This is a genomic window from Microbispora sitophila, from assembly GCF_014892245.1.
Taxonomy (GTDB): Bacteria; Actinomycetota; Actinomycetes; order Streptosporangiales; family Streptosporangiaceae; genus Microbispora; species Microbispora siamensis.
This window is the reverse complement of sequence record NZ_JADBGC010000043.1, coordinates 12,123-31,255: the sequence shown is the minus strand read 5'-3', so window position 1 is coordinate 31,255 and position 19,133 is coordinate 12,123. Positions and strand designations below refer to the sequence as shown.

The following is a 19,133-nucleotide window of genomic DNA, read 5'->3' as shown; positions in this document are numbered from 1 at the left end:
CGTGTTCCACTACACGAAGAAGACGCTGCTCCTCGAGATCGTCACGATCCTGGCGGCGGTCGTGATGTTGATGCCCTTCTATTTTCTGATCTCCACGTCGCTGAAGACGCAGGATCAGGTGCTCACCACGTCGTCGCTGTCCTTCCCGGTCAGTCCGACCTTCGAGAACTTCGTCACGCTGCTTTCGCCCTCCAGTGACGCGTCGTCGAGCATATTCCAGGGGTTGCTCAACAGCTTGATCATCACCGCCGGGACCATCGCCGCCCTCGTGGTGATCGGCTCCCCCGCGGCCTACGTGTTCGCCCGCAGCACCAGCCGCTGGAGTACCCGGACGTACTACCTGTTCATGATCGCAATCCTGCTGCCCACCCAGCTCGGTGTCGTGCCGCTCTACGTCGAGGCGCGCAACCTCGGCCTGGTGGGGACGCCGTTCGGGATGATCGTGGTCTACACCGGCATGCTCATCCCGCTGTCGGTATTCCTCTACGGCGGCTTCTTCCGGAGGCTACCGCGAGACTACGAGGAGGCGGCGACGGTCGACGGCGCCTCCCGGACCAGGATTTTCGCTCAGGTGGTGTTCCCTCTCATGGGCCCGGCCACCGGAACGGTCGCCATCCTCGCCGGCCTGATCGTGTGGAACGACTTCTTCACCGCGCTGATCTTCCTGAACGGTTCGGGATTCCAGACGTTGCCGGTGGTCATGTACAACTACGTCGGCTCACTGGTCTCACAGTGGAACCTGATCTTCGCTGTCGTGATCATCTCGATGGTTCCCATTCTCGCCTTCTACTTCTTCGCCCAGAAGAAGTTCATCCAGGGCTACGCCGGCGGACTGAAGGGCTGACCCCTTCCTTCCTGCCCCCGGCAGCCCTCTCACACCTTTGAGGAACGCCTGCATTGATGCCGGAACAGATCATCGAGCCCGGGACGCTGGCCGCCCGGGGAGACCGGGTGCGGCTCTCCGTCCGCATGCCCTGGTACCGGGCCCTGCCGCTGTCGTCCGTCGCCGACGTCCGGTGGACGGTCGACGGGGCGCAGGTGCCGCGTGACTCCATCACCTGGACCGTCGACGGTCGCTCCCACCGGCTCGACGACCTACCCGCCCGCCATGACATCTGGTGGTACGTCCTCGACTCGGCGGAGCTCGAGGGCGATCTGCCCGTTCTGGACGACCGGGCCGAGCACCGGGTGAGCGTGACGTTGAGCCTGTACATCCCCTACATCACCACCGACCTGGGGGTTCTCAGGATCGAGGAGAAGGACGCCAAGACGATGCCGCTGACGGTGACGCGGAAAGGCAGGTCCGCATGACCGCGCCCGGCACGCCCGTTCAGGGGGTCACGCTCTACAGCTTCACCCGCGCCTTTCACGGGCGGCGGTACACATTCGAGGAACTGGTGCGCGAGGTGGCCCGCCGTGGTCTCGGTCCCGGGCTGGAACTCGTCGGCTTCCAGAGCATCAAGGGATTCCCGGACGTCGACCCCGGTTTCGTGACACGCTTCCGGTCGCTGATCGACGAGACCGGTCTCGTACCGACCTGCCTCAGCGCGAACGCCGACGCCGGGCTGCGCCGCGACCGGATGCTCACCGACGAGGAACTCGTCGACTACATGCGCCCCCAGATCGCCGTCGCCCGCGAGCTCGGCTTCCCGGTCGTACGGGTGCAGATCTCGCTCACCCCCGACGACATGGAGCGGCTGCTCCCGGTGGCCGAACAGTACGGCGTCCGGCTCGGCCTGGAGATCCACTCCCACCAGCACCCCAGGCACCCGCGCATCCAGGCGCTGCTCGAACGCTACGAGAAGCTCGGGTCGCCCCTGCTCGGCTTCGTCCCCGACTGGGGCGCGTCGCTGCGGGCGGTGCCGTCGACGCTGCTGCGCAAGTATCGCGAGGCGGGGTACGACGAGGACCTTCTGACGGGGATCGAGCAGCTGTGGCGGGAGCACCACGCCGAGGGGCCCCCGATGACCGAGCCGCAGCACGGACGGTGGTTCCGGCAGGTCATGGAGCTGGCCCACCGCCATGGTGCCGGTGACCGGGCGATCGAGATGGCGGTCAACATCACCGGACTGTTCGGCCACGCGCCGGCGTCCGACTGGGCCGAGGTACTCCCCTGGGCCGTGCACACCCACGGAAAGTTCTACGAGATCGACGCCGACGGCGACGAGCCGTCGGTGCCGGTGCGCGAGCTGGTCGACCTGTGGGTCGGGAGCGGCTACTCGGGAGCGATCTCCAGCGAGTGGGAGGGCTTCCACTGGAACGACTGGGACGACCCCTTCGACGTCGTCGCCCGTGAGCAGGCCCTCATCCGTGCGAGCGCCGCCGCGAACGGCTCTCGCGTGATCGTCGATCCGGCCGAGGCCCGCCGCCTGGTGGGCCTGCGGGAAGGAGGGAACATCTGATGGCCACCGATGACACGGTCCTGACCGAGGACAGCCTGACCCGGCGTCCCGGCGGTCTGGCGGTCGCCCTCAAGGTGCCGTGGTACCGCAGCCTCTGGCTGTCGAGTGTCAGCGACATCGCCGTGACAGTGGACGGGGAGCGCGTCCCCCGCGACGACCTGCGGGTCGAGCTGGGCGACCGCGCCTACCACGTCGACGAGCTGAAGGAGCAGTGGGACACGCTCTGGTTCATCCAGGACCGCCTCCAGGTCGTGGTCCCACGCGAGAAGCCGCCGGCGGAGGGCCAGGAGGTCGATGTCGAGGTGGCCGTCGAACTACGGCTTCCGTACATGCAGATCGCCCCCATGACGTACGTGACCAACCACGCGACCAACCGCCGCACGCTGACTGCGCGTTGAGAGGCCCCCGATGACGACGACCGTCCCCTCCCCCGTGGCCGCGCCCGCCGTACCGGGCAGCGGCATCAAGCTCGGTCTCACGCTCTACTCGCTGACCAGCGAGTGGGCCGCCGGCCGCTACGACCTGCACGGACTGCTCGACATGGTCGCCGCGGCCGGGATCGGGCCTGGCATCGAGATCGTCGCATCTCAGACGATCCGGACCTACCCCGTGGTCACCGACGAATTCGTCCGTGAGTGGCACGAGGCGTTCGACCGGCATGGGTTCGCCCCGAGCTCGTTCGGCGCGAACCTCGACATGGGCCGCCGCCGCGACAGGGACATGACCCTGGACGAGGAGTTCGAGTTCACCGCCGCCCAGTTCCGCAGCGCGCGGGCGCTGGGCTTCCCGTTGGTACGCATCCAGAGCGCCAAACCGGAGCTCATCCGCCGGCTGATGCCGCTGGCCGAAGAGCTCGACCTCACGCTCGGCTGGGAGATCCACGCCCCCCTCGGCCCGAACTCTCCGCAGGTCGTGCGGATCCGTGAGCTCTACGACCAGATCGGCTCGCCTCGGCTGGGCTTCGTCGCCGACTTCAGTTCGACGATGCACAGCATGTCCCCCACGCTGCTGCGCGGGCTCGCCAAGAAGGGGCTCGCGCCGCGGGACCTGACGCGGCTGCAGGAGATCTGGGCGAAGGACTCCGGCATCAACGAGCGGCACGCCGAGTTCGTCGACTATCTGCGCTCACGCGGCATCACGCCGGAGAGCCTCGGCTCGTTCGCGCGGCTCGCCTTCAACATGCACGGGCACGTCGACCCCCGCGAGTGGGCCGACATCATGCCGCAGATCGTGCACGTCCACGCCAAGTTCTACGACATCGACGAGAACGGCGACGAGCCGGCCATCGACTACCCGGCCATCGTCCGCGAGTTCGTGACCGGAGGCTACTCGGGCTTCTTCTCCAGCGAGTGGGAGGGCCATGCCTTCGCCGACCTGGACGAGGCCGACCCCATCGATCTCGTGCGCAGGCAGCACGACCTCATCCGCCGTGCCATCTCGAACACCCTCAGCCACGAAGGAAAGCAGGCCTGACCGTGTACCAGCTGTCCCCCAACATCGAACTGCTCTTCACCGAGGCCGGGCCGGACGCCGCCGACCGGATCCGTGCGGCGGCCTCCGCCGGCTTCGACGCCGTCGAGATGTGGGGCACGTCCGACAAGGACGTCAAGTCTCTCGCCGACGCCCTCACCGAGACCGGGGTCGCCCTGACCTCGCTTCTCGCCGAACCGCGCACTAACTTCACCCTGCCGGGGACCGATCTCGGCCCCTTCTTCGAGGGCCTCGACCGGGCCGTCGAGAACGCCCGTCTTCTCGGCTGCCCGCGTGTCGTCCTCGGCTCGGGCGTCGGCTTTCCCGGCGCCAAGCGCCCCCAGAACCTCCAGAAGCTCGTCGACGTCTTCTCCCAGGCCGTCGAGCGGACGCGGGGCTCCGGCGTGAAGCTCGTGCTCGAACCGGTCAACACGCGGGTCGACCATCCCGGCGCCCTGCTCGACCGCACCGCCGACGCCGTCCTGGTCGCGCGCGAGGTGGACTCCGACTCCTTCGGGATCCTCTACGACCTGTACCACTCCGTCACCGAGGGCGAGGATCCCGCGAAGGAGCTGGCGAACGCCGCCGGGCTCGTCGACTACGTGCAGATCGCCGACGCCCCCGGCCGCGGCGAGCCGGGCAGCGGCGCGATCGACTGGCCGCGGCACCTGTCGATCCTGCGGGCCTCGGGCTACGACGGCCCGATCGGGCTCGAATACTTCCCGACGGTCCCGTCCGCGGAGTCCCTCGCGTACATCAGGTCCGCGGCCGCCGGCGCATGAGAGAAGAGCAGGCCGCGCCGGACAAGCTCGATGTCATGATCGCGACCGGCAGGGTCACCGAGGAACACGACAACGAGCACCGCAGCTTCCGGCATCACACCGGGATGCTGACCACCCTGCTCGAGTCGACCGGCCGCTTCCGCGTGCGGGTGCTGGAGGAGTTCCGCGGGATCGGCGAGGAACTGCTCGACCGCTTCGACGTCGTGCTCGTCATGTACGAGGGCCGGGACAACTACCGGCAGAAGGCCGAGGGTTTCGGCGCGACGACGAACGACGCGCTGCTGCGTTTCGTCCGCGACAAGGGCCGTGGAGTGGTGTGGTTCCACGGGTCGGCCGTCCAGGAGAGCGACTGGGGTTACCCCGAGGAGCTCAATGAGATGCGTGGCGCCACGATGAGCCGCGATCTCGGGCTGCGCCCCCGCCCCGTGGGCGAAGTCGTGGTCCGGACGGCGGAACCCCGCCACGCGATCACCGCCGGTCTGGATCCCGAGTGGGGAATCTCCAACGACGACATCCTGACCGGGGTCGCGATGCACCCGGGCGCGCGGGTCCTGCTGACCGTCTTCGACGACGTCGAGACGTACCGCCGCGCCGGATGGCCCCGGCCGCACACCCCGGTCGAGATTCCGCCCGGCGGGCTGGAGCAGCTGCGCGGGATGAACCAGGACCAGCCGCTCGCGTGGATCAACGAGTGGGGCGCCGGCCGGTGCTTCACCGTCACCCTCGGCCACGACTGGGACACCTTCCGCCGGGTCAACTTCATGACGCTGCTCTGCCGTGGCGTGGAGTGGGCCGCGTCCGGAAAGGTGACCCTCGATCCCCCCGACCGCGACGGCGAAAACCGGTGGCGTGTGTGGCCCTACTACGCGGGTGACACCTCCCGCTGGGACCGTTCAGGGTCGTGACGACGGCACCCGGGCCCCCGTCCTCGCGATGACGGGGGCCCGATTCCGTGGCCGGGTCCCGCGACCTCGACACACCGATCGGCTCGCCGTGGAATAATTATGTACGAATACAACGGAAGTCCTAACCGGCAAGATTCGCGGAGACCCTGGGCTGATTAGCATGGCCCCAGTCGGGCCCGCGCAGGGAGGAGACACACGTGCAGCCACCGCCGTCCGCTCGGGACATCCTGGTCCTGGCCCAGATCGTCGATCTGGTCCGGGCCGGGGTCGCCATGACCCGTCCGGAGCTGGAGGCGGCGACCGGCCTGGGCCGCACCGTGGTGAACGAGCGGCTCCGCGAGGGGGTCGAGCTCGGCGTGCTCGCTGAGGTCGACGCGGTGCCGTCGGGCCACCGTCGTGGCCGGCCGTCCCGCTCGGTCCGGTTTCGCACCGAGGCGGGACTGCTGCTGTCCGCAGCCCTGGGCGCCGTCTCACTCCACGCCGCCGTGACAGACCTGGCCGGCAACGAACTCGCTCGGGACTTCCGCGACATCAACGTGCAGGACGATCCCGAGGCCGTGCTCGGCGCGGTCCATGAAGTGTTCGGGGAACTCGTCAGGCGGGCGGGCCGAACAGTGCCGGTCTGGGGCATCGCCGTAGGCGTCCCAGGCCCGGTCGATGTCGCTTCCGGCCGCACCGTCGCTCCACCCAGCATGCCGGGCTGGGATGACTACGACGTACGGTCCTGGTTCCAGCGCCGCTGGGAGGCGCCGGTGTGGGTCGACAACGAGGTCAACCTGATGGCACTCGGCGAGTGGGAACGCGGCGTGCCGCGGGAACGGCGCGACCTTCTGTACGTCAAGGTCGCCACCGGGATCGGCAGCGGCCTGGTCACCAAGGGCCGCCTCCATCGCGGCGACAGCGGAGCCGCCGGCGACATCGGACATGTGCGGGTCACCGACGACCGGTCGGCGCGCTGCCGATGCGGCAAGATCGGCTGCCTCGAGGCCGTCGCGAGCGGATGGGCCCTGATGCGGACCCTCTCCAAGCATGCCAAGTCAGGAGAGAGCCCGCTGCTCGCCGAGCGGCTTGCCCGCCGGGGCCGCATCACGGCCGAGGACATCGGGCTGGCGACCGCCGCGGGCGATGAAGTCGCGCGGTCCGCGGTCGCCTCATCGGCTCGGCTCACCGGCAGGACGATCGCCGGCGTCGTCAACTTCGCCAACCCGGGAACCCTCGTCCTCGGTGGCGGGGTCATCCGCTACAGCCCTCTCTTCTTCGAGGAGTTCCGCAGCGCGGTCCTGGACGGCACGATCGAACTCGCCGCGCGCAACCTGACCATCCGCACGGCGTCGCTGAACTTCGCCGAAGGCACAATCGGCGGCGCGCTGCTCGCCGCGCACAACCTCTTCCGGCCCTCCGCGCTGCAGATCTGGCTGGGTGCAGGCACACCGGTCGGTTCGGCGCTGTGCCTGCAGACCGCCGCCTGAGACCATCGACTCGGCGGCCGAGAAGCCGCGCGACCTAACGGAGGACTGGCCGCCCGGGTCGTCGGCTGGCGCGTAACCGCCGGCCGACCCGGGCTGTGGTGGTCATGGGGAGACTACCGTCGCCGACTGGTCCTCGAGCAGCCGTTTGAGCATGTCGTGCTGGGCCCTGACCTGGTCGAAGGCGCTGTACCTGTCCGTGTAGGCGTGTGCCTCGTACTCGCTGGAGATGAAGCCGGTGTAACCCTGCTCACGCAGCACCCGGGCGATCGCCGGGAAGTCGATGGACGGGTCCTCCCCGTCGAACACTCCGTAGAACTTGCCATGCACGTGGATGACGTGCGGGAAGAAATCGGCCCACCGCTCGGGATCCATCCGCCCGTGCATGGTGAAGATCATCTTCAGATTGCCGATCTCCGCGGGGCTGGCGCCGAGTTCGGTGGCCCGCCGCTCGAGCTCGGGGAACTTGGCCATCGTGGGACCGGGCTCGGCCCAGAGCCGCCGGGTCAGTGCCGTCAGCTCGGACGGGATGCCCGCCTTCCGGTGCGCGTCGTCGACGGCGGCCGGCACGGCGCGCATGCTGGCGGAGAAGTCGGGGATGAAGCCCAGCCACTCTGTGTCGAGCCGGGTGAAAAGCTCCTTGAGCTCGGCGACCGGCGGTGCGTCGATGGTCAGCGGGGCGTGAATCTCCACGCCGATCTTGACGCCGAGCTCCTCGGCGAGCGGCAGCAGCCGGGTCATGATCACCGGTCCGCACTCCGCGCCGACTCGCACGGCAGGGAAGCCGAGCGCGGCCGCGCTGCGCATTTGGACGGCGACGTAGTCGTACGCCTCGTCGTCGGTGAGCAGCCGTCCCGGATGGAGTGCGAGGTCGAGGTTGACGGCCAGGCAGGCGGGCGTCAGGCCGGAGTCTGCGATCAGGCCGCGGACTTCACGGACGGCCTCGTCATCCAGTCGCGGCCAGCCACGCAGGCTCTGGAAGGCCACCATTTCGACGCCCGGGCCCAGGTCGCGGGCGGCGACCTGGCGGATGAGAGCGGCGAGATCGTTTCTGGGCGCGCGCTGCTCGAGAGTGAGGCTGAACAGGGTGATGCCGAGGCGGGGCAGGCCGGGGGCGGTGTCGGTCATGAGCTTGCTCCTGTCAGGCAGCGGTCAGCGTCTTGTCGGTCGAGCTGGGCGCGAGCAGCGGCACCCGGTCCGGGCCGGTGAGGATGTACGGGATCGACAACCCGAGCAGCAGTTGCACCCGGTGCCGTCGGCCGGACGCCGTGGACACCGGCACGTGGAGCACCACCGGGTCGGTCGTGAACCAGAAGTCATCGGTCCTGTCCGCCAGCTCGCCGAACTCGTAGCGGTGCCCGTTGGCTGTCACCGACAGCGTGTCCGGGTCGATCCGCCGACCGTCGACGGTCAGGTCGACGTGGGCGAGTGAGGTCAGGGGCAGCGCCCGGTACCAGTGGGAGTAGACGGCTATGTCCAGGCCGTCAGCGGTGGCGGTGAGCGAGTCTTCGCGCACCACCTGGTCGTCCAGCGGACCCATCGATCGGTTCCTCTCAGAAGTCGGGGCAGGGGTGGGGGCCAGGAGGCGAGGGTGAGCCGTTTCGTATTCCGGCCGCCGCCGGGAACGGGCATGTAGGGGGAGACGAAGCCCCGGACGGAGACGGCGACCTCGTGCTCGCCGGGCGCGAGAGGCTCACGGGTCCCGGATGCGAGATGGCCGCTCCCCCACCCGGCCGGCGCCTGCCGCTGATCAGATCGATTCCCAGCAGCAGGCGCCGGTCGGACCGCGGTGCCGTCAGCGGAAGGTGTCCTCGAATTCGGCGTAGGGCTGCGGGGGCTCGGGCAACAGGTGCTGAGCGGTGTCGATGCGGTAAGGCTGCGAAGGCGTGACGGTGGGCCCGTCCACGGGCGGCAGGAATACCGGTTTGCCGTCCTCGCCGAAGTACGCGAGCTTCGCCTCGTACTCGGCGCGCTCGTGTGCGGCGAAGGAGATCCAGTTCTCGTCATAGGGCGCGCGGGCGACCTCGAAGCAGCGGAACTTCCAGATGCGCCACTGGCCGTCCTGCTTGAGGAAGTCGACGCCGTATTTGCACCAGACCCAATGCGCCCAGACCTTGCGCCCGTCGACGTCTTCTTTCGCGAAGAAGAACGGCGGGATATGCTCCGCCTCCGCCGGCTCGGTCAAGCCCGATTCCAGCCCCATCATGACCCACAGTCCCTTGGCGGTCGTGCCGTCGGCGGCGACCTCGATGACCGGTGTCGTGGTGTAGTGCAGGATCAGCTTCCCAACGGGGTGGGGCCGGCCCTTGTGGTAGGCCATGATCGTGTCCCAGTCCGTGTAGACGCCGTCGTCGTTGTACTGGGAACGGACTCCCTCGGTGCCACGGCGCACCCACAGCTCGTCGACGATCCGCTCGTCCTCGAACGCGTTGTGGTAGTACATGTAGCGCGAGAAGACGTTCTCCACGTCTCCCCGGTCCTGCGCCCGGATCGCGGCCCGCTCGGCGGCCGTGAGACGTGCCTCCAGGGCGGCCAGCCGCTCCTCAAGCCCCTCGGCCGTCACTGCTCCGTCCCTTCATGCGTCCCGGCAGCGGCCTGCCTGCGCTGCTCGTACATCTCACGGACCATCGGCTCCAGCGTCGTCGGCCACCAGTCGCCGCCGGGAACCGGCTCACCGAAACCGTCGGGCAGCCCCAGGGTCACCTTGCCGGCAGCCGCCCATTCGGCGCCCCGGGCGAACAGGCCCCGGAACGACGGGTGGGAGATCGCCTCCGGCCCGTGACCGAGTCCGGTCGCGAACACCCGGCCCTGCCCGTAGCGATTCGTCCACACCAGGGCATGCTCCTGCCCCATCCCCGGCAGGGCGTCCCACTCCGCCGGCACCTGCGTGTAGCGCAATGGGTTGTCCCAGCCCGTCACGAGCACCTCGACCTCCGCACCCGGCGCCCACTGCAGGTTGACGTAGAGGTCGTCGTCATAGTGGGGCACGAACTCCGGCATGCCCGCCGTGACGGGGTGTTCCGGAGCGACCACATGCAGCCGGAAGTCGGGTATCGGAGCCCGGCGGCTGCAGTGCTCACGCATGACGCCGCCGGCCATCCGCTCGAAGTCGTCCTCCCATCCGGCTCCCATCTGCAGGGACGCGTGGTAGACGACGACTCCCTTTCCGGAGGCGACGTGGTCGTACAGCGCCTGCTCGGCGCGGGTGCCCCACCGCTGCTCAGGTGCGTGGCCCCAGGGCTCGAAGCGGCCGAAGTAGTTGAGGACGACGAGGTCGTACGGCTCCAGCGTCTCCGGCCCGGCGCCCCGGAACTCCTCAGTGATCCGGACGTCGAACAACCCGGTCTCCCGCAGCAACTCGGCGAGCATCGGCGAGACCGTCCGCCAGTCGTGGTGGATATCGGTGTGACCAGTGACGATCAGCGCCCGGAGCTTGTCCTCACCGCCGAGCTGACGCAGGCCGATGTCAGGCACGCGACGTCACCGCCGTCCGCGTCGACCGGGCAATAGACGTGCGCAACCGTGCCCGTCCGGTGTCATTCCGAAACAGGACTTCCATCGTCAAACTCATCCGCCGTTCCTCTCATCGGGGGGTTGGGACAGGTGCCGCCGTCGGGATGCGGCTGTCACGCACTCGAAGCGGACATCCTTGTGGGCCGGTATGCCGATGTACCGCCATGGACAGGATTCTGCATGAAATCAACATAAGTCAATCCTCTGTACGACCCTTTTCTCCGCTCCGGACGGGTCTCCGCCGACCGGCCGTCCCCGCTCTCGCCGGGGGGGCGGCGGCGGCCCAAGCCTGCGCGAGGACCTGCCGGACCCGGGAGGAGCGGGAGGATCGCCGCACGGATGTCCGCTACAGGTCCACGGTCAGTCGATGTCCACGGCAGCGGGACACGCAGCTCATCATCGTTTCGCCGGCCAGGCGTTCCTCGAGGCTGAGGACGGATGTCCCGGTGCTCGGGGACGCCTTCGAGGACGCGAATCTCGCAGGTGCCGCAGGTTCCCTCTCTGCAGGCGGACAGCACGTTCGCGCCGGCGCGGTTCACCGCGTCGAGGACGGTGTCGTCCTCGGCCACGGTCACGACCGTCCTCCGCCACGGTCACGACCGTCCCGGTCCGTGCGAGGACGACCTCGAACGCGCGGTTCGGCTTGTGCGGAGCCGCGCGCGGGGCGAATCGCTCGACGACAAGCCGGTGCTCCCGCCCGGCCCGCTGGGCGGAGTCCTCGAGCCCCGACAGCAGGCTCTCGGGGCCGCAGGCGTAGACGAGGGCCTCGCGGTCCGGCAGCCGGGACCAAACGGCGTCGAGGTCGAGCCGTCCGCGGTCCCGGCTCGGCCACGCCTCGACCCGCGCCCCGTGCCGGGAGACAAGCTCCTCGACATACGCCATCCGGTCGATGGAGCGGCCGAGGTAGACCAGGTGCCAGTCGGTCCCCCGGCGCTCGGCCTGCACCGCCCCGCGCGCGGCCACCGGGACCGGCGTCCAGGACAGCGGTAGCGCGACCATGCCCCGGCCCTCGGAAACGACGGTGCGCTCCAGCTCCTCGTACGGCGCGGCCAGCCGCAGGCCGGGCAGCCGCTCGTGCAGGACCCCCAGCTCGACGCGCAGCAGCAACCGGGCGAGCGGCGCGCCGAGGCAGGTGTGCACCCCCTGGCCGAAGCCGAGGTGCGGCACCGTCCAGCTCCGGCCGAGGTCGATCTCGTCGGGGTTAGCGAACCGGCTCACGTCGCGGGAGCCGGAGGCGTAGGCCAGGAAAACCTGCTCCCCGGCGCGCAGCCGCACGCCGCCAAGCGTGGTGTCCCGGGTGACCAGACGCTTCATGCCGGTGACGGCCGACTCGAAGCGGAACAGCTCCTCCAGCGCGACCGCGCGGGTGTCCTCGTCCCGCTGCGCCGCCGCGTAGCGCGCGGGGTCGGCCAGCAGGTGCGCCAGCCCCGTGCAGATGAGGTTCGACGACGTCTCGTGGCGGCCAGCATCAGCCCCGGGAACAGCGAGAGCATCTCGAAGTCGGTCATCTCGACCCTGCCCGCGTCCCGCACGTCCCAGACGTTGCTGATCAGGTCGTCCCGCCGCTCGCGCTTGCGCTCGGCCATCACCTCGAGAACGTAGGCATGAGCAGCTCGGCCTTCTCCTCCGGCGTGCCCGGGTGGTGGACGTCCCGCGGGCCCAGGAAGAACCCCAGCGCCGCCCCGATCCACTCCCACCGGTCGGCGTCCAGCCCGACGACGTGGCTGATCACCTGCAGCGGCAGCGGCAACGCGAACGACGTCTTCAGGTTCGTGTGCCCGTCCTGGGCGAAGCCGTCGACCAGCCGGTGCGCCCGCTCCCGGATCCACGGCTCGTACCGGGCCAGCCGGCGCGGCATGAAGAACGTGTTGACCGCCGCACGCAGCCGGTCGTGATCGGGGTTGTCCAGGCCGAGCAGCGTGCCGCGGGACGGCACCGCCCGGCGAACCGCTCCCGCCACGGAGACGGGAACTCCGGCACGGTGGGCGCCGAGGAGAAGGTCTCCGGGTCGTGCAGCGCGGCCACGATGTCGTCGTACCGGCCGACCACGCGCGCTTCGAACGGGTCCGACCACGGCGGTCCGCCCGCGGTGCGGGCCACGGCGAGGTCGGCGAACAACCGCTGCGGGTCGGTGAAGGGGCAACGGCCACCTGGGGCGTATGGGGACATCAGGTTCTCCGGCACGGGAATCAGAGGTCCCGCCGGAGAGCACACAGGCGGGACACGTGAGCGTCCGTCTGCTTGCCCGGTGCGTCGACGCGCACCGAGGGGGATTATCCGCGACGGCCTGATCGCCGGGCGTCCTCACCCCGACTGTGCACCGGGCAAAACACGATAGCTCCGCGGCGGTGGTCACCGTCGACCGGCCCCGTCAGCGTGCCGCGGCTTCGACAGCGGCGGCCGTCATCGGGCGCAGTTCGCGCTGCAGCAGGTAGCCGCCGAGGAGCGCGCTCGTGGCGGGATGCGGACTTTGGTCGCTCTCGAACACCACCCACCCGGCGTAGCCGATGTCGAGCAGCGCACGCGTCACCGCGGCGAAGTCCACCAGGCCGCCGTGGGCCCCGGGCTCGGCGAACCACCGCGGGATTTCCCGGGAACCGCCTCGCTGCCGCACGGAGTACTCGGCGTGCGGCTGGAGGTACTCCTCGTCCGTGTCGGCGGCGAGCGCGTCCTTGTACTGGACGTGCCAGACGCGGCCGGGGTGGCGGCGGATGACCTCGACCGGGTCGAGGCCCGCGACGGTCAGCTCGGCGGTGTCGACGGCCAGGCCGACGGCGGCCGGATCCGCGAGGCCGAGGAGCCGGTCGAGTGCTCCCGGCCGGCGAAGCGAGGACAGGAAGTCGACGTGCAGCGCCGTACGGACGCCGTGCGCGAGCGTCGCCCGGCCGACCGCCGTCCAGCAGTCCGCCAGCCGCCGCAGCGCCGCGTCGTCGAGCGGACCGACGTCACCGGCGGAGGCGGCGCGGACGACGAGGACGGATCCGCCGAGCTGTGCCAGAGCGCCGGCGAACCATTCGGCCCGCGTCACGATGCCGGTGACGTCCGCGGCGACCAGTGGCGAGTACGGAGGCGTCAGATGCTCCATCGACCGCTGCTGCGGATCGTAGAACCAGCTGGACACCGCCGCGATGCCACAGCCCGAGAGGAACTCACGGAAACCGGTGAGCGAGCCGAAGTTCGCGATCAGCTGCTGCGGATTGCCCAGCGGCTCCCACCGCCCGGTGCCGGCCGTCAGCTCGACTCCCTCGAACCCGGCGATCGACACCGTCTTCAGCGCCCGCTCGTGCTGTTCCCGGCGGACGAAGTCGTCGAACTGCGGCTTCCACTGGTTCAGGGCATAACCCCACCTGATGTCGGTCACGTCCGGCCCCCTACCGGTAGATCTTCTCGAGGACGTTCACCGCGTACCAGCGGGCGATCGCAGTGCTCTCGGCGTAGTCGCCACCGTCCTTGTTCGCCTTGTCGTGCTCCACGCTGATCCAGCCCCGGTAGTCGTTGTCCCGGACCGCGGTCATCATCGCCTCGAAGTCGACCAGGCCGTGCGGAGTGCCCATCTCGTAGAACCACTTGCCCGTCGTCGGCGCCATGATCTCGGAATCCGGGCGATGACGGTGATCATCGCCGGCGGCGACGTTGCGGGTGTCCTTGAAGTGGAAGCCGCTCACCCGATGCGCGTGCCGGCGATACAGGGCCACGGGATCGACCGAGGCGATGCAGTGCTGCGCGGTGTCGACGAAGAGGGAGACGTACCTGGGGTCGGTGTAGGAGTAGAAGACTTCGATGTCCGGCTCGCTTTGGATACCGCAGAAGAATTCGTGGTGGCAGGTCAGCTTCACGCCGTAGCCGGCGGTGATCTCGCCGACCTTGTTCCACAGCTCGGCGCTGATCTTGAGCTTGTCCTCGGTGACGGGCTCCATGTCGTAGTAGAGCGTCGCCGGCATCACGATGATGTTGTCCAGCTCGATGCTCGACCAGTGCCCCATGGTCACGCGGAAGTCCTCGAGAATGTTCTCGTGCGTTTCCGGCACGTGGGGCGCGTAGTTGCGCAGGTCGTAGTCGGCGGCGTGGAAGATGTTGACGATTCGCTCCAGGCCGTGGTCCTGGACCATCTCCTGGTATTTGGCCGGGCCGCCGTAGTCGCCGTACATCTGCCACAGACGGAAGTCGAAGGTGTCGATGGCATCGAAGCCGACCGCCTTGATCTGCTTCAGAAAGGACGACATCGTGCGGTGGGAATGCCACTGGTCGACAGGCCCGGCGGGGCCGTTGGAACGCCAGTGGTCCATGTAGCTCCACTTGATGCGCCGCTCCGGCGTTTCGCTGCGCAGAGCGAGTTGATCGGCGGTCACGTGCGCGCCACCGACAGCTCGTGCTGCAGATACCAGCTGTTGAGCATGGCCAGCTCGGCGGGATTGCCGCCGTGGTCGCTCTCGACCACGACCCATCCCGGGTAGCCGTGCCGCCGCAGAGCGGCGACGAACGCCTTGACGTCGACGAGGCCGCCTTCGGTGCCGAGCTCGAAGAACCAGCGCTCGATGCGCCGGCCGGCTCCGCCGCGCAGCATCGTGGTCTCGGCGCCGGGCATGCGGTACTCCTCGCCGGTGTCGGCGTAGCGGGTGTCCTTGAGGTGCACGTGGGTGACCCGCTCGTGCCGCTCCTCGTAGAAGGCCACCGGATCGATGCCGCCGATCGTCAGCTCCGCGGTGTCGAGCGCGAGCCCGACGAGCTCCGGGTCGGTCGCGTCGAGCAGCCGGCGCAGCTCGTCGGCGGTATGCACGGCGTTCAGGCAGTCGTAGTGCAGGGCCAGCCCCACGCCGGCGGCTGCGGCGACCTTGCCCACGCTGTTCCACACCTCCCCGATGGCCGCGATGTCGTCGCGGCCGAGCGGGGGCTGCATCCAGGCCGACCCGACGGGGCGGGCGACGAGCTGCTCGGCGCCGATCGCGGCGAGGAAGTCGACGAACGGCTTCGCGGACTCGACGATGGCCGCGTGATCGTCGCGGTTGCGGGTCGAGCGGAACGCCCAGCCCTCCTCCTCGACCGGCTGGCCCGGGTCCCAGAACATGCTCGAGACGCCGTTCACGGAGCAGGAGCGCAGAAACGCAAGGAATCCTTCGGGGCTTCCGTGGTTGATCTCGATGACCTCGGGACGGCCGAGGTTGTCCCACCTGCCCGAGCCCGCGGCCAGCTCGATGTGGTCGAATCCGAGCGCGGACAGCGTCTTCAGCGCCCGGCGCTGGTCTTCGTGCCGGACGAAGACGTCCATGCGAATGTTCCACTGGTTGAGGGCGTAGGCCCACCGCAGCGTGTCCCTCATCGCCCGGCCTCCAGCTGCGCCTCAGCCTCGGCCTGCGCCTCCGCGAGGACGTTGTCGATGTACCACTTGGCCACGCACGTGGCCTCGGCGTAGCTGCCCCCGCCCAGTTCGGCCTTGTCGTGCTCCACCGTGAGCCAGCCGTCATACCCGGAGGTCACGATCTCCCGCATGAGCGCGGGGAAGTCGACCAGGCCGCCCTCTGTGCCCATCTCATAGAACCAGCGGGTCACGTTCGGCGCCATCAGCTCCGGGTCCGGAGGCGTACGGTACGCCTCGTGCTCGTCGACGGTGTGGGTGTCCTTGAAGTGGAAGCCGGTGCACCGGTCGCGGTAGTCGCGGAACATCTGCAACGGGTCCACGCCGGCGATCGTGTGCTGCGCCGTGTCGCAGAAGAAGTAGACATAGCGGGGATCGGTGTACCGGAAGAAGAGGTCGAGCTGTTCCCGCGTGCGGATCGCACCCCAGAACTCGAAGTGGCACGTCGTCCGCATGCCGTGCTCGAGCGTCATCTGCCCGACCCGGTTCCAGAGGTCGGCCATGATCTTGATCTTCTCGTCCGTCACCGGCTCCACCTGGAAATATGTGCTTGACGGCATCACGATGAAGTTCTCGACCGACAACCCTTCGACGGCTCGCACCGTCGCCATGCAGTCGGCGACGATCCGGTCGTGGGTCTCCGGGACGTGCGGCGCGGTGTACTTCGTCGCGTACGGATAGGCGGAGAAGATCCCCGTGATCTTCTCGAAGCCGTTGTCCTGCAGGAAGTGCTCGAAGGCCTTCACCGAGCCGTACATGCCCTCGAGCATGGGCAGGTAGAAGAAGAAGGTGTCGAAGCCCTTGAAGCCGAGGGCCGACAGTTGCTTGATGTAGCGGTCCATGTAGGCGCGGTTGAACGACGGGGGCTGCGGCCCCTGCGGCGTCTCCGTCACCCAGTGATCCATGTAGGACCACTTCGTCCAGGCCATGATGATTGCTCTTTCTCTGTCGTCTTCGCCGGGCGCGGCCGGCTGTCGGCGGGTCCGCTCAGGTGAGCGGGGTCCAGCGGGCGTCGGCGGCCGCGCTGCGCTCCACCGCTTCCAGCACCCGCTGCACCTGGAGTCCCTCTTCGAAGGACGGGCGGGGCTGCTCGCCGGCGTCGATGGCCGCCACCAGGTCGCGCACCTGGTGGGTGAAGCCGTGCTCGTACCCCAGCATGTGGCCGGGCGGCCACCACGCCGCGACGTACGGATGCTCCGGCTCGGTGACCAGCACCCGGCGGAAGCCGGCGGTGTTGCCGTCCGCGAAGGAGAAGACCTGCAGGGTGTTGAGGTCCTCGAGGTCGAAGGCGAGGGCCCCGGTCGTGCCGCTGATCTCGAATCGCAGCGCGTTCTTCCGCCCGGGGGCCATCCGGGTCGCCTCGAAGGTGGCCAGGCCGCCGCCACTCAGCGTGCCGAAGAAGACCGCGGCGTCGTCGACGGTCACCGGCCCACGCCGGCTGTCGGAGGCACGGCCGGAGAGGCCGACCGATTCCTCCAGCATGGGCCGCTCGGTCACGAAGGTCCGGGTCATTCCGCTCACACCGGTGAGCTCCTGGCCGGTCACGTACTGGATCGCGTCCACGATGTGGGCGCCGATGTCGCCGAGCGCGCCGGACCCGGCGGCTGAGCGGTCCAGGCGCCAGGTCAGCGGCGCGTTCTCGTCGCTGAGCCAGTCCTGCAGGTACACCGCCCGGGTCTGCCGGATGCGGCCGATCTCGCCTGACTCGACCAGTTCCCGCGCAAGCTGGACGGCCGGCACCCGGCGGTAGGTGAAGCCGACCATCGCGAACACCCCGCGCTCCCGGGCCTTCGCCGCGGCCTCCGCCATGGCCCCGGCCTCCGCGACGGTGTTGGCCAGCGGCTTCTCGCACAGGACGTGCTTGCCTGCGTCGAGCGCGGCGACGGCCACCTCCATGTGCGCCGAACCGGGCGTGACGACGTCGACGAGATCGATGTCGTCACGTTCCACGACGTGCCGCCAGTCCGTATCGCATTCTGACCAGCCGTAGCGGTCGGCGGCCTCGCGCAGCGTCTCCGGGTTGCGGCCGGCGACGGCCACCATCTCGATCCGGCGCGGCAGGTCGAAGAAGCGGTGCGCGGTCCGCCAGGCGTGCGAGTGCGCGGCTCCCATGAACCCATGGCCGATCATCGCCACGCGCAGCGGCGGACGTGCGGCGTTGGTCACCGTCAGTCCTCCTTCCGCGCGAAGGCGGCGTCGAAGGCGGCCTCAGGGGCATCGAAGAGCTTGCCGCGCACGAACGCGAGCGCGTCCGGAGCGCCCACGAGCCGGTCCATGCCGGCGTCCTCCCACTCGATCGAGATCGGGCCGGAGTAGCCGATGCTGTTGAGCGCGCGGAAACACTTCTCCCATGGGACGTCGCCATGCCCGGTGGACACGAAGTCCCAGCCGCGGCGCAGGTCCGCCCAGGCCAGGTGCGAGCCGAGCCGGCCGTTGCGGCCGTCGCCCACGTTGAGCTTCACGTCTTTGCAGTCCACGTGGTAAATGCGGTCGGCGAACTCCAGGATGAACCCGACCGGGTCCAGGTCCTGCCACATGAAGTGCGACGGGTCCCAGTTCAGCCCGAACGCCGGCCGGTGCCCGACGGCCTCCAGCGCCCGCTTCGTCGTCCAGTAGTCGTAGGCGATCTCCGACGGGTGGACCTCGTGCGCGAAGCGCACGCCGACCTCGTCGAAAACGTCGAGGATCGGGTTCCACCGGTCGGCGAAGTCCTGGTAGCCGGCGTCGGTGAGCTCCTGCGAGACCGGCGGGAACATCGCCACGTACTTCCAGATCGACGAGCCGGTGAACCCGACGACGGTGTCCACGCCGAGCCTGGCGGCGGTGCGGGCGGTGTTCTTCATCTCCTCCGCCGCGCGCTGCCGGACTCCCTCGGGGTCGCCGTCGCCCCAGATCGCGTCCGGGAGCATGGCGCGGTGCCGCTGGTCGATCGGGTCGTCGCAGACCGCCTGTCCCTTGAGGTGATTGGAGATCGCGTAGACCTTGAGGCCGTACTTGTCGAGCACGGCGCGCTTCTCGTCGAGGTAGGCGTCGTCGACGGCGCCGCGGTTGGGGTCGAGGTGGTCACCCCAGCAGGCGATCTCGAGGCCGTCGTACCCCCAGGAGGAGGCGAGCCGGGCCACTTCCTCGAACGGCAGGTCGGCCCACTGGCCGGTGAACAGGGTGATCGGGCGCGACATTGCGGTTCCCTTCGTGATACACCCGATCAGGCCGGGGTGACGAGACGCCGGATGAGGGCGTGC

Annotated in this window: 20 protein-coding genes and 1 pseudogene; 8 read left to right on the top strand and 13 right to left on the bottom strand. The window is 69.2% G+C overall.

Features of this window, described 5'->3' with window-relative positions:
- The first annotated feature begins 1 nt into the window (after position 1).
- The 8 genes from IL992_RS43655 (at position 2) to IL992_RS43625 (ending at position 7,028) form a co-directional block, all read left to right on the top strand.
- Positions 2-844, top strand: a complete 843-nt coding sequence (locus IL992_RS43655; RefSeq protein WP_193209157.1) for a carbohydrate ABC transporter permease — start codon at positions 2-4, stop codon at positions 842-844.
- Positions 845-900: 56 nt separating this feature from the next.
- Positions 901-1,311, top strand: a complete 411-nt coding sequence (locus IL992_RS43650; protein ID WP_226874868.1) for a C-glycoside deglycosidase beta subunit domain-containing protein — start codon at positions 901-903, stop codon at positions 1,309-1,311.
- Positions 1,308-2,402 (top strand): sugar phosphate isomerase/epimerase family protein, encoded by a 1,095-nt coding sequence (locus tag IL992_RS43645; RefSeq protein WP_193209155.1) that lies wholly within the window; start codon positions 1,308-1,310, stop codon positions 2,400-2,402. The genes IL992_RS43650 and IL992_RS43645 overlap by 4 nt, the downstream gene beginning before the upstream one ends.
- Positions 2,402-2,800 (top strand): C-glycoside deglycosidase beta subunit domain-containing protein, encoded by a 399-nt coding sequence (locus IL992_RS47325; protein WP_226874867.1) that lies wholly within the window; start codon positions 2,402-2,404, stop codon positions 2,798-2,800. The genes IL992_RS43645 and IL992_RS47325 overlap by 1 nt, the downstream gene beginning before the upstream one ends.
- Before the next feature lie 10 nt (positions 2,801-2,810).
- Positions 2,811-3,875, top strand: coding sequence for a sugar phosphate isomerase/epimerase family protein (locus IL992_RS43640; protein WP_226874866.1), 1,065 nt, complete (start codon positions 2,811-2,813; stop codon positions 3,873-3,875).
- A gap of 2 nt (positions 3,876-3,877) precedes the next feature.
- Positions 3,878-4,654, top strand: a complete 777-nt coding sequence (locus IL992_RS43635) for a TIM barrel protein (protein WP_193209154.1) — start codon at positions 3,878-3,880, stop codon at positions 4,652-4,654.
- On the top strand, positions 4,651-5,559 hold the full coding sequence (locus IL992_RS43630) for a ThuA domain-containing protein (RefSeq protein WP_193209153.1): 909 nt from the start codon (positions 4,651-4,653) through the stop codon (positions 5,557-5,559). Before IL992_RS43635 ends, IL992_RS43630 begins: the two co-directional genes overlap by 4 nt.
- A gap of 197 nt (positions 5,560-5,756) precedes the next feature.
- A complete protein-coding gene (locus tag IL992_RS43625; RefSeq protein WP_193209152.1) occupies positions 5,757-7,028 on the top strand; it encodes an ROK family protein in 1,272 nt (423 codons plus the stop codon).
- A gap of 102 nt (positions 7,029-7,130) precedes the next feature.
- Here the strand turns inward: IL992_RS43625 and IL992_RS43620 are convergent, their stop codons facing one another.
- From IL992_RS43620 to IL992_RS43560, 13 genes and pseudogenes are all read right to left on the bottom strand, one after another.
- Entirely contained in the window at positions 7,131-8,153 is a 1,023-nt protein-coding gene (locus IL992_RS43620; RefSeq protein ID WP_193209151.1) for a sugar phosphate isomerase/epimerase family protein, read from the bottom strand.
- A 13-nt stretch (positions 8,154-8,166) separates the two neighbouring features.
- Positions 8,167-8,565, bottom strand: coding sequence for a C-glycoside deglycosidase beta subunit domain-containing protein (locus IL992_RS43615; protein WP_193209150.1), 399 nt, complete (start codon positions 8,563-8,565; stop codon positions 8,167-8,169).
- Positions 8,566-8,820: 255 nt separating this feature from the next.
- A complete protein-coding gene (locus tag IL992_RS43610; RefSeq protein WP_193209149.1) occupies positions 8,821-9,588 on the bottom strand; it encodes a nuclear transport factor 2 family protein in 768 nt (255 codons plus the stop codon).
- A complete protein-coding gene (locus IL992_RS43605; RefSeq protein ID WP_193209148.1) occupies positions 9,585-10,499 on the bottom strand; it encodes a ThuA domain-containing protein in 915 nt (304 codons plus the stop codon). The genes IL992_RS43610 and IL992_RS43605 overlap by 4 nt, the downstream gene beginning before the upstream one ends.
- Positions 10,500-10,651: 152 nt before the next feature.
- Positions 10,652-11,056, bottom strand: coding sequence for a 2Fe-2S iron-sulfur cluster-binding protein (locus IL992_RS49230; protein ID WP_404804824.1), 405 nt, complete (start codon positions 11,054-11,056; stop codon positions 10,652-10,654).
- Between the two features lie 580 nt (positions 11,057-11,636).
- Positions 11,637-11,882, bottom strand: a pseudogene (locus tag IL992_RS49225) (cytochrome P450); the annotation flags it as partial.
- A 241-nt stretch (positions 11,883-12,123) separates the two neighbouring features.
- The gene (locus IL992_RS43590) at positions 12,124-12,498 is read right to left on the bottom strand and encodes a cytochrome P450 family protein (protein ID WP_193209147.1); all 375 of its coding nucleotides are present in this window, start codon (positions 12,496-12,498) and stop codon (positions 12,124-12,126) included.
- 411 nt (positions 12,499-12,909) lie between these two features.
- Complete coding sequence (locus tag IL992_RS43585; protein WP_193209146.1) at positions 12,910-13,899, bottom strand: sugar phosphate isomerase/epimerase family protein; 990 nt, start codon at positions 13,897-13,899, stop codon at positions 12,910-12,912.
- 10 nt (positions 13,900-13,909) lie between these two features.
- A complete protein-coding gene (locus IL992_RS43580) occupies positions 13,910-14,887 on the bottom strand; it encodes a sugar phosphate isomerase/epimerase family protein (protein WP_319019216.1) in 978 nt (325 codons plus the stop codon).
- Positions 14,884-15,855 carry a sugar phosphate isomerase/epimerase family protein gene (locus IL992_RS43575; protein ID WP_193209145.1) on the bottom strand — a complete coding sequence of 324 codons (972 nt, stop codon included), beginning with the start codon at positions 15,853-15,855 and terminating at the stop codon, positions 14,884-14,886. Before IL992_RS43575 ends, IL992_RS43580 begins: the two co-directional genes overlap by 4 nt.
- Complete coding sequence (locus IL992_RS43570) at positions 15,852-16,820, bottom strand: sugar phosphate isomerase/epimerase family protein (protein ID WP_193209144.1); 969 nt, start codon at positions 16,818-16,820, stop codon at positions 15,852-15,854. The genes IL992_RS43575 and IL992_RS43570 overlap by 4 nt, the downstream gene beginning before the upstream one ends.
- A 58-nt stretch (positions 16,821-16,878) precedes the next feature.
- On the bottom strand, positions 16,879-18,057 hold the full coding sequence (locus IL992_RS43565) for a Gfo/Idh/MocA family protein (RefSeq protein ID WP_319019215.1): 1,179 nt from the start codon (positions 18,055-18,057) through the stop codon (positions 16,879-16,881).
- 2 nt (positions 18,058-18,059) lie between these two features.
- The gene (locus IL992_RS43560) at positions 18,060-19,070 is read right to left on the bottom strand and encodes a sugar phosphate isomerase/epimerase family protein (protein ID WP_193209143.1); all 1,011 of its coding nucleotides are present in this window, start codon (positions 19,068-19,070) and stop codon (positions 18,060-18,062) included.
- Between the last annotated feature and the right edge of the window lie 63 nt (positions 19,071-19,133).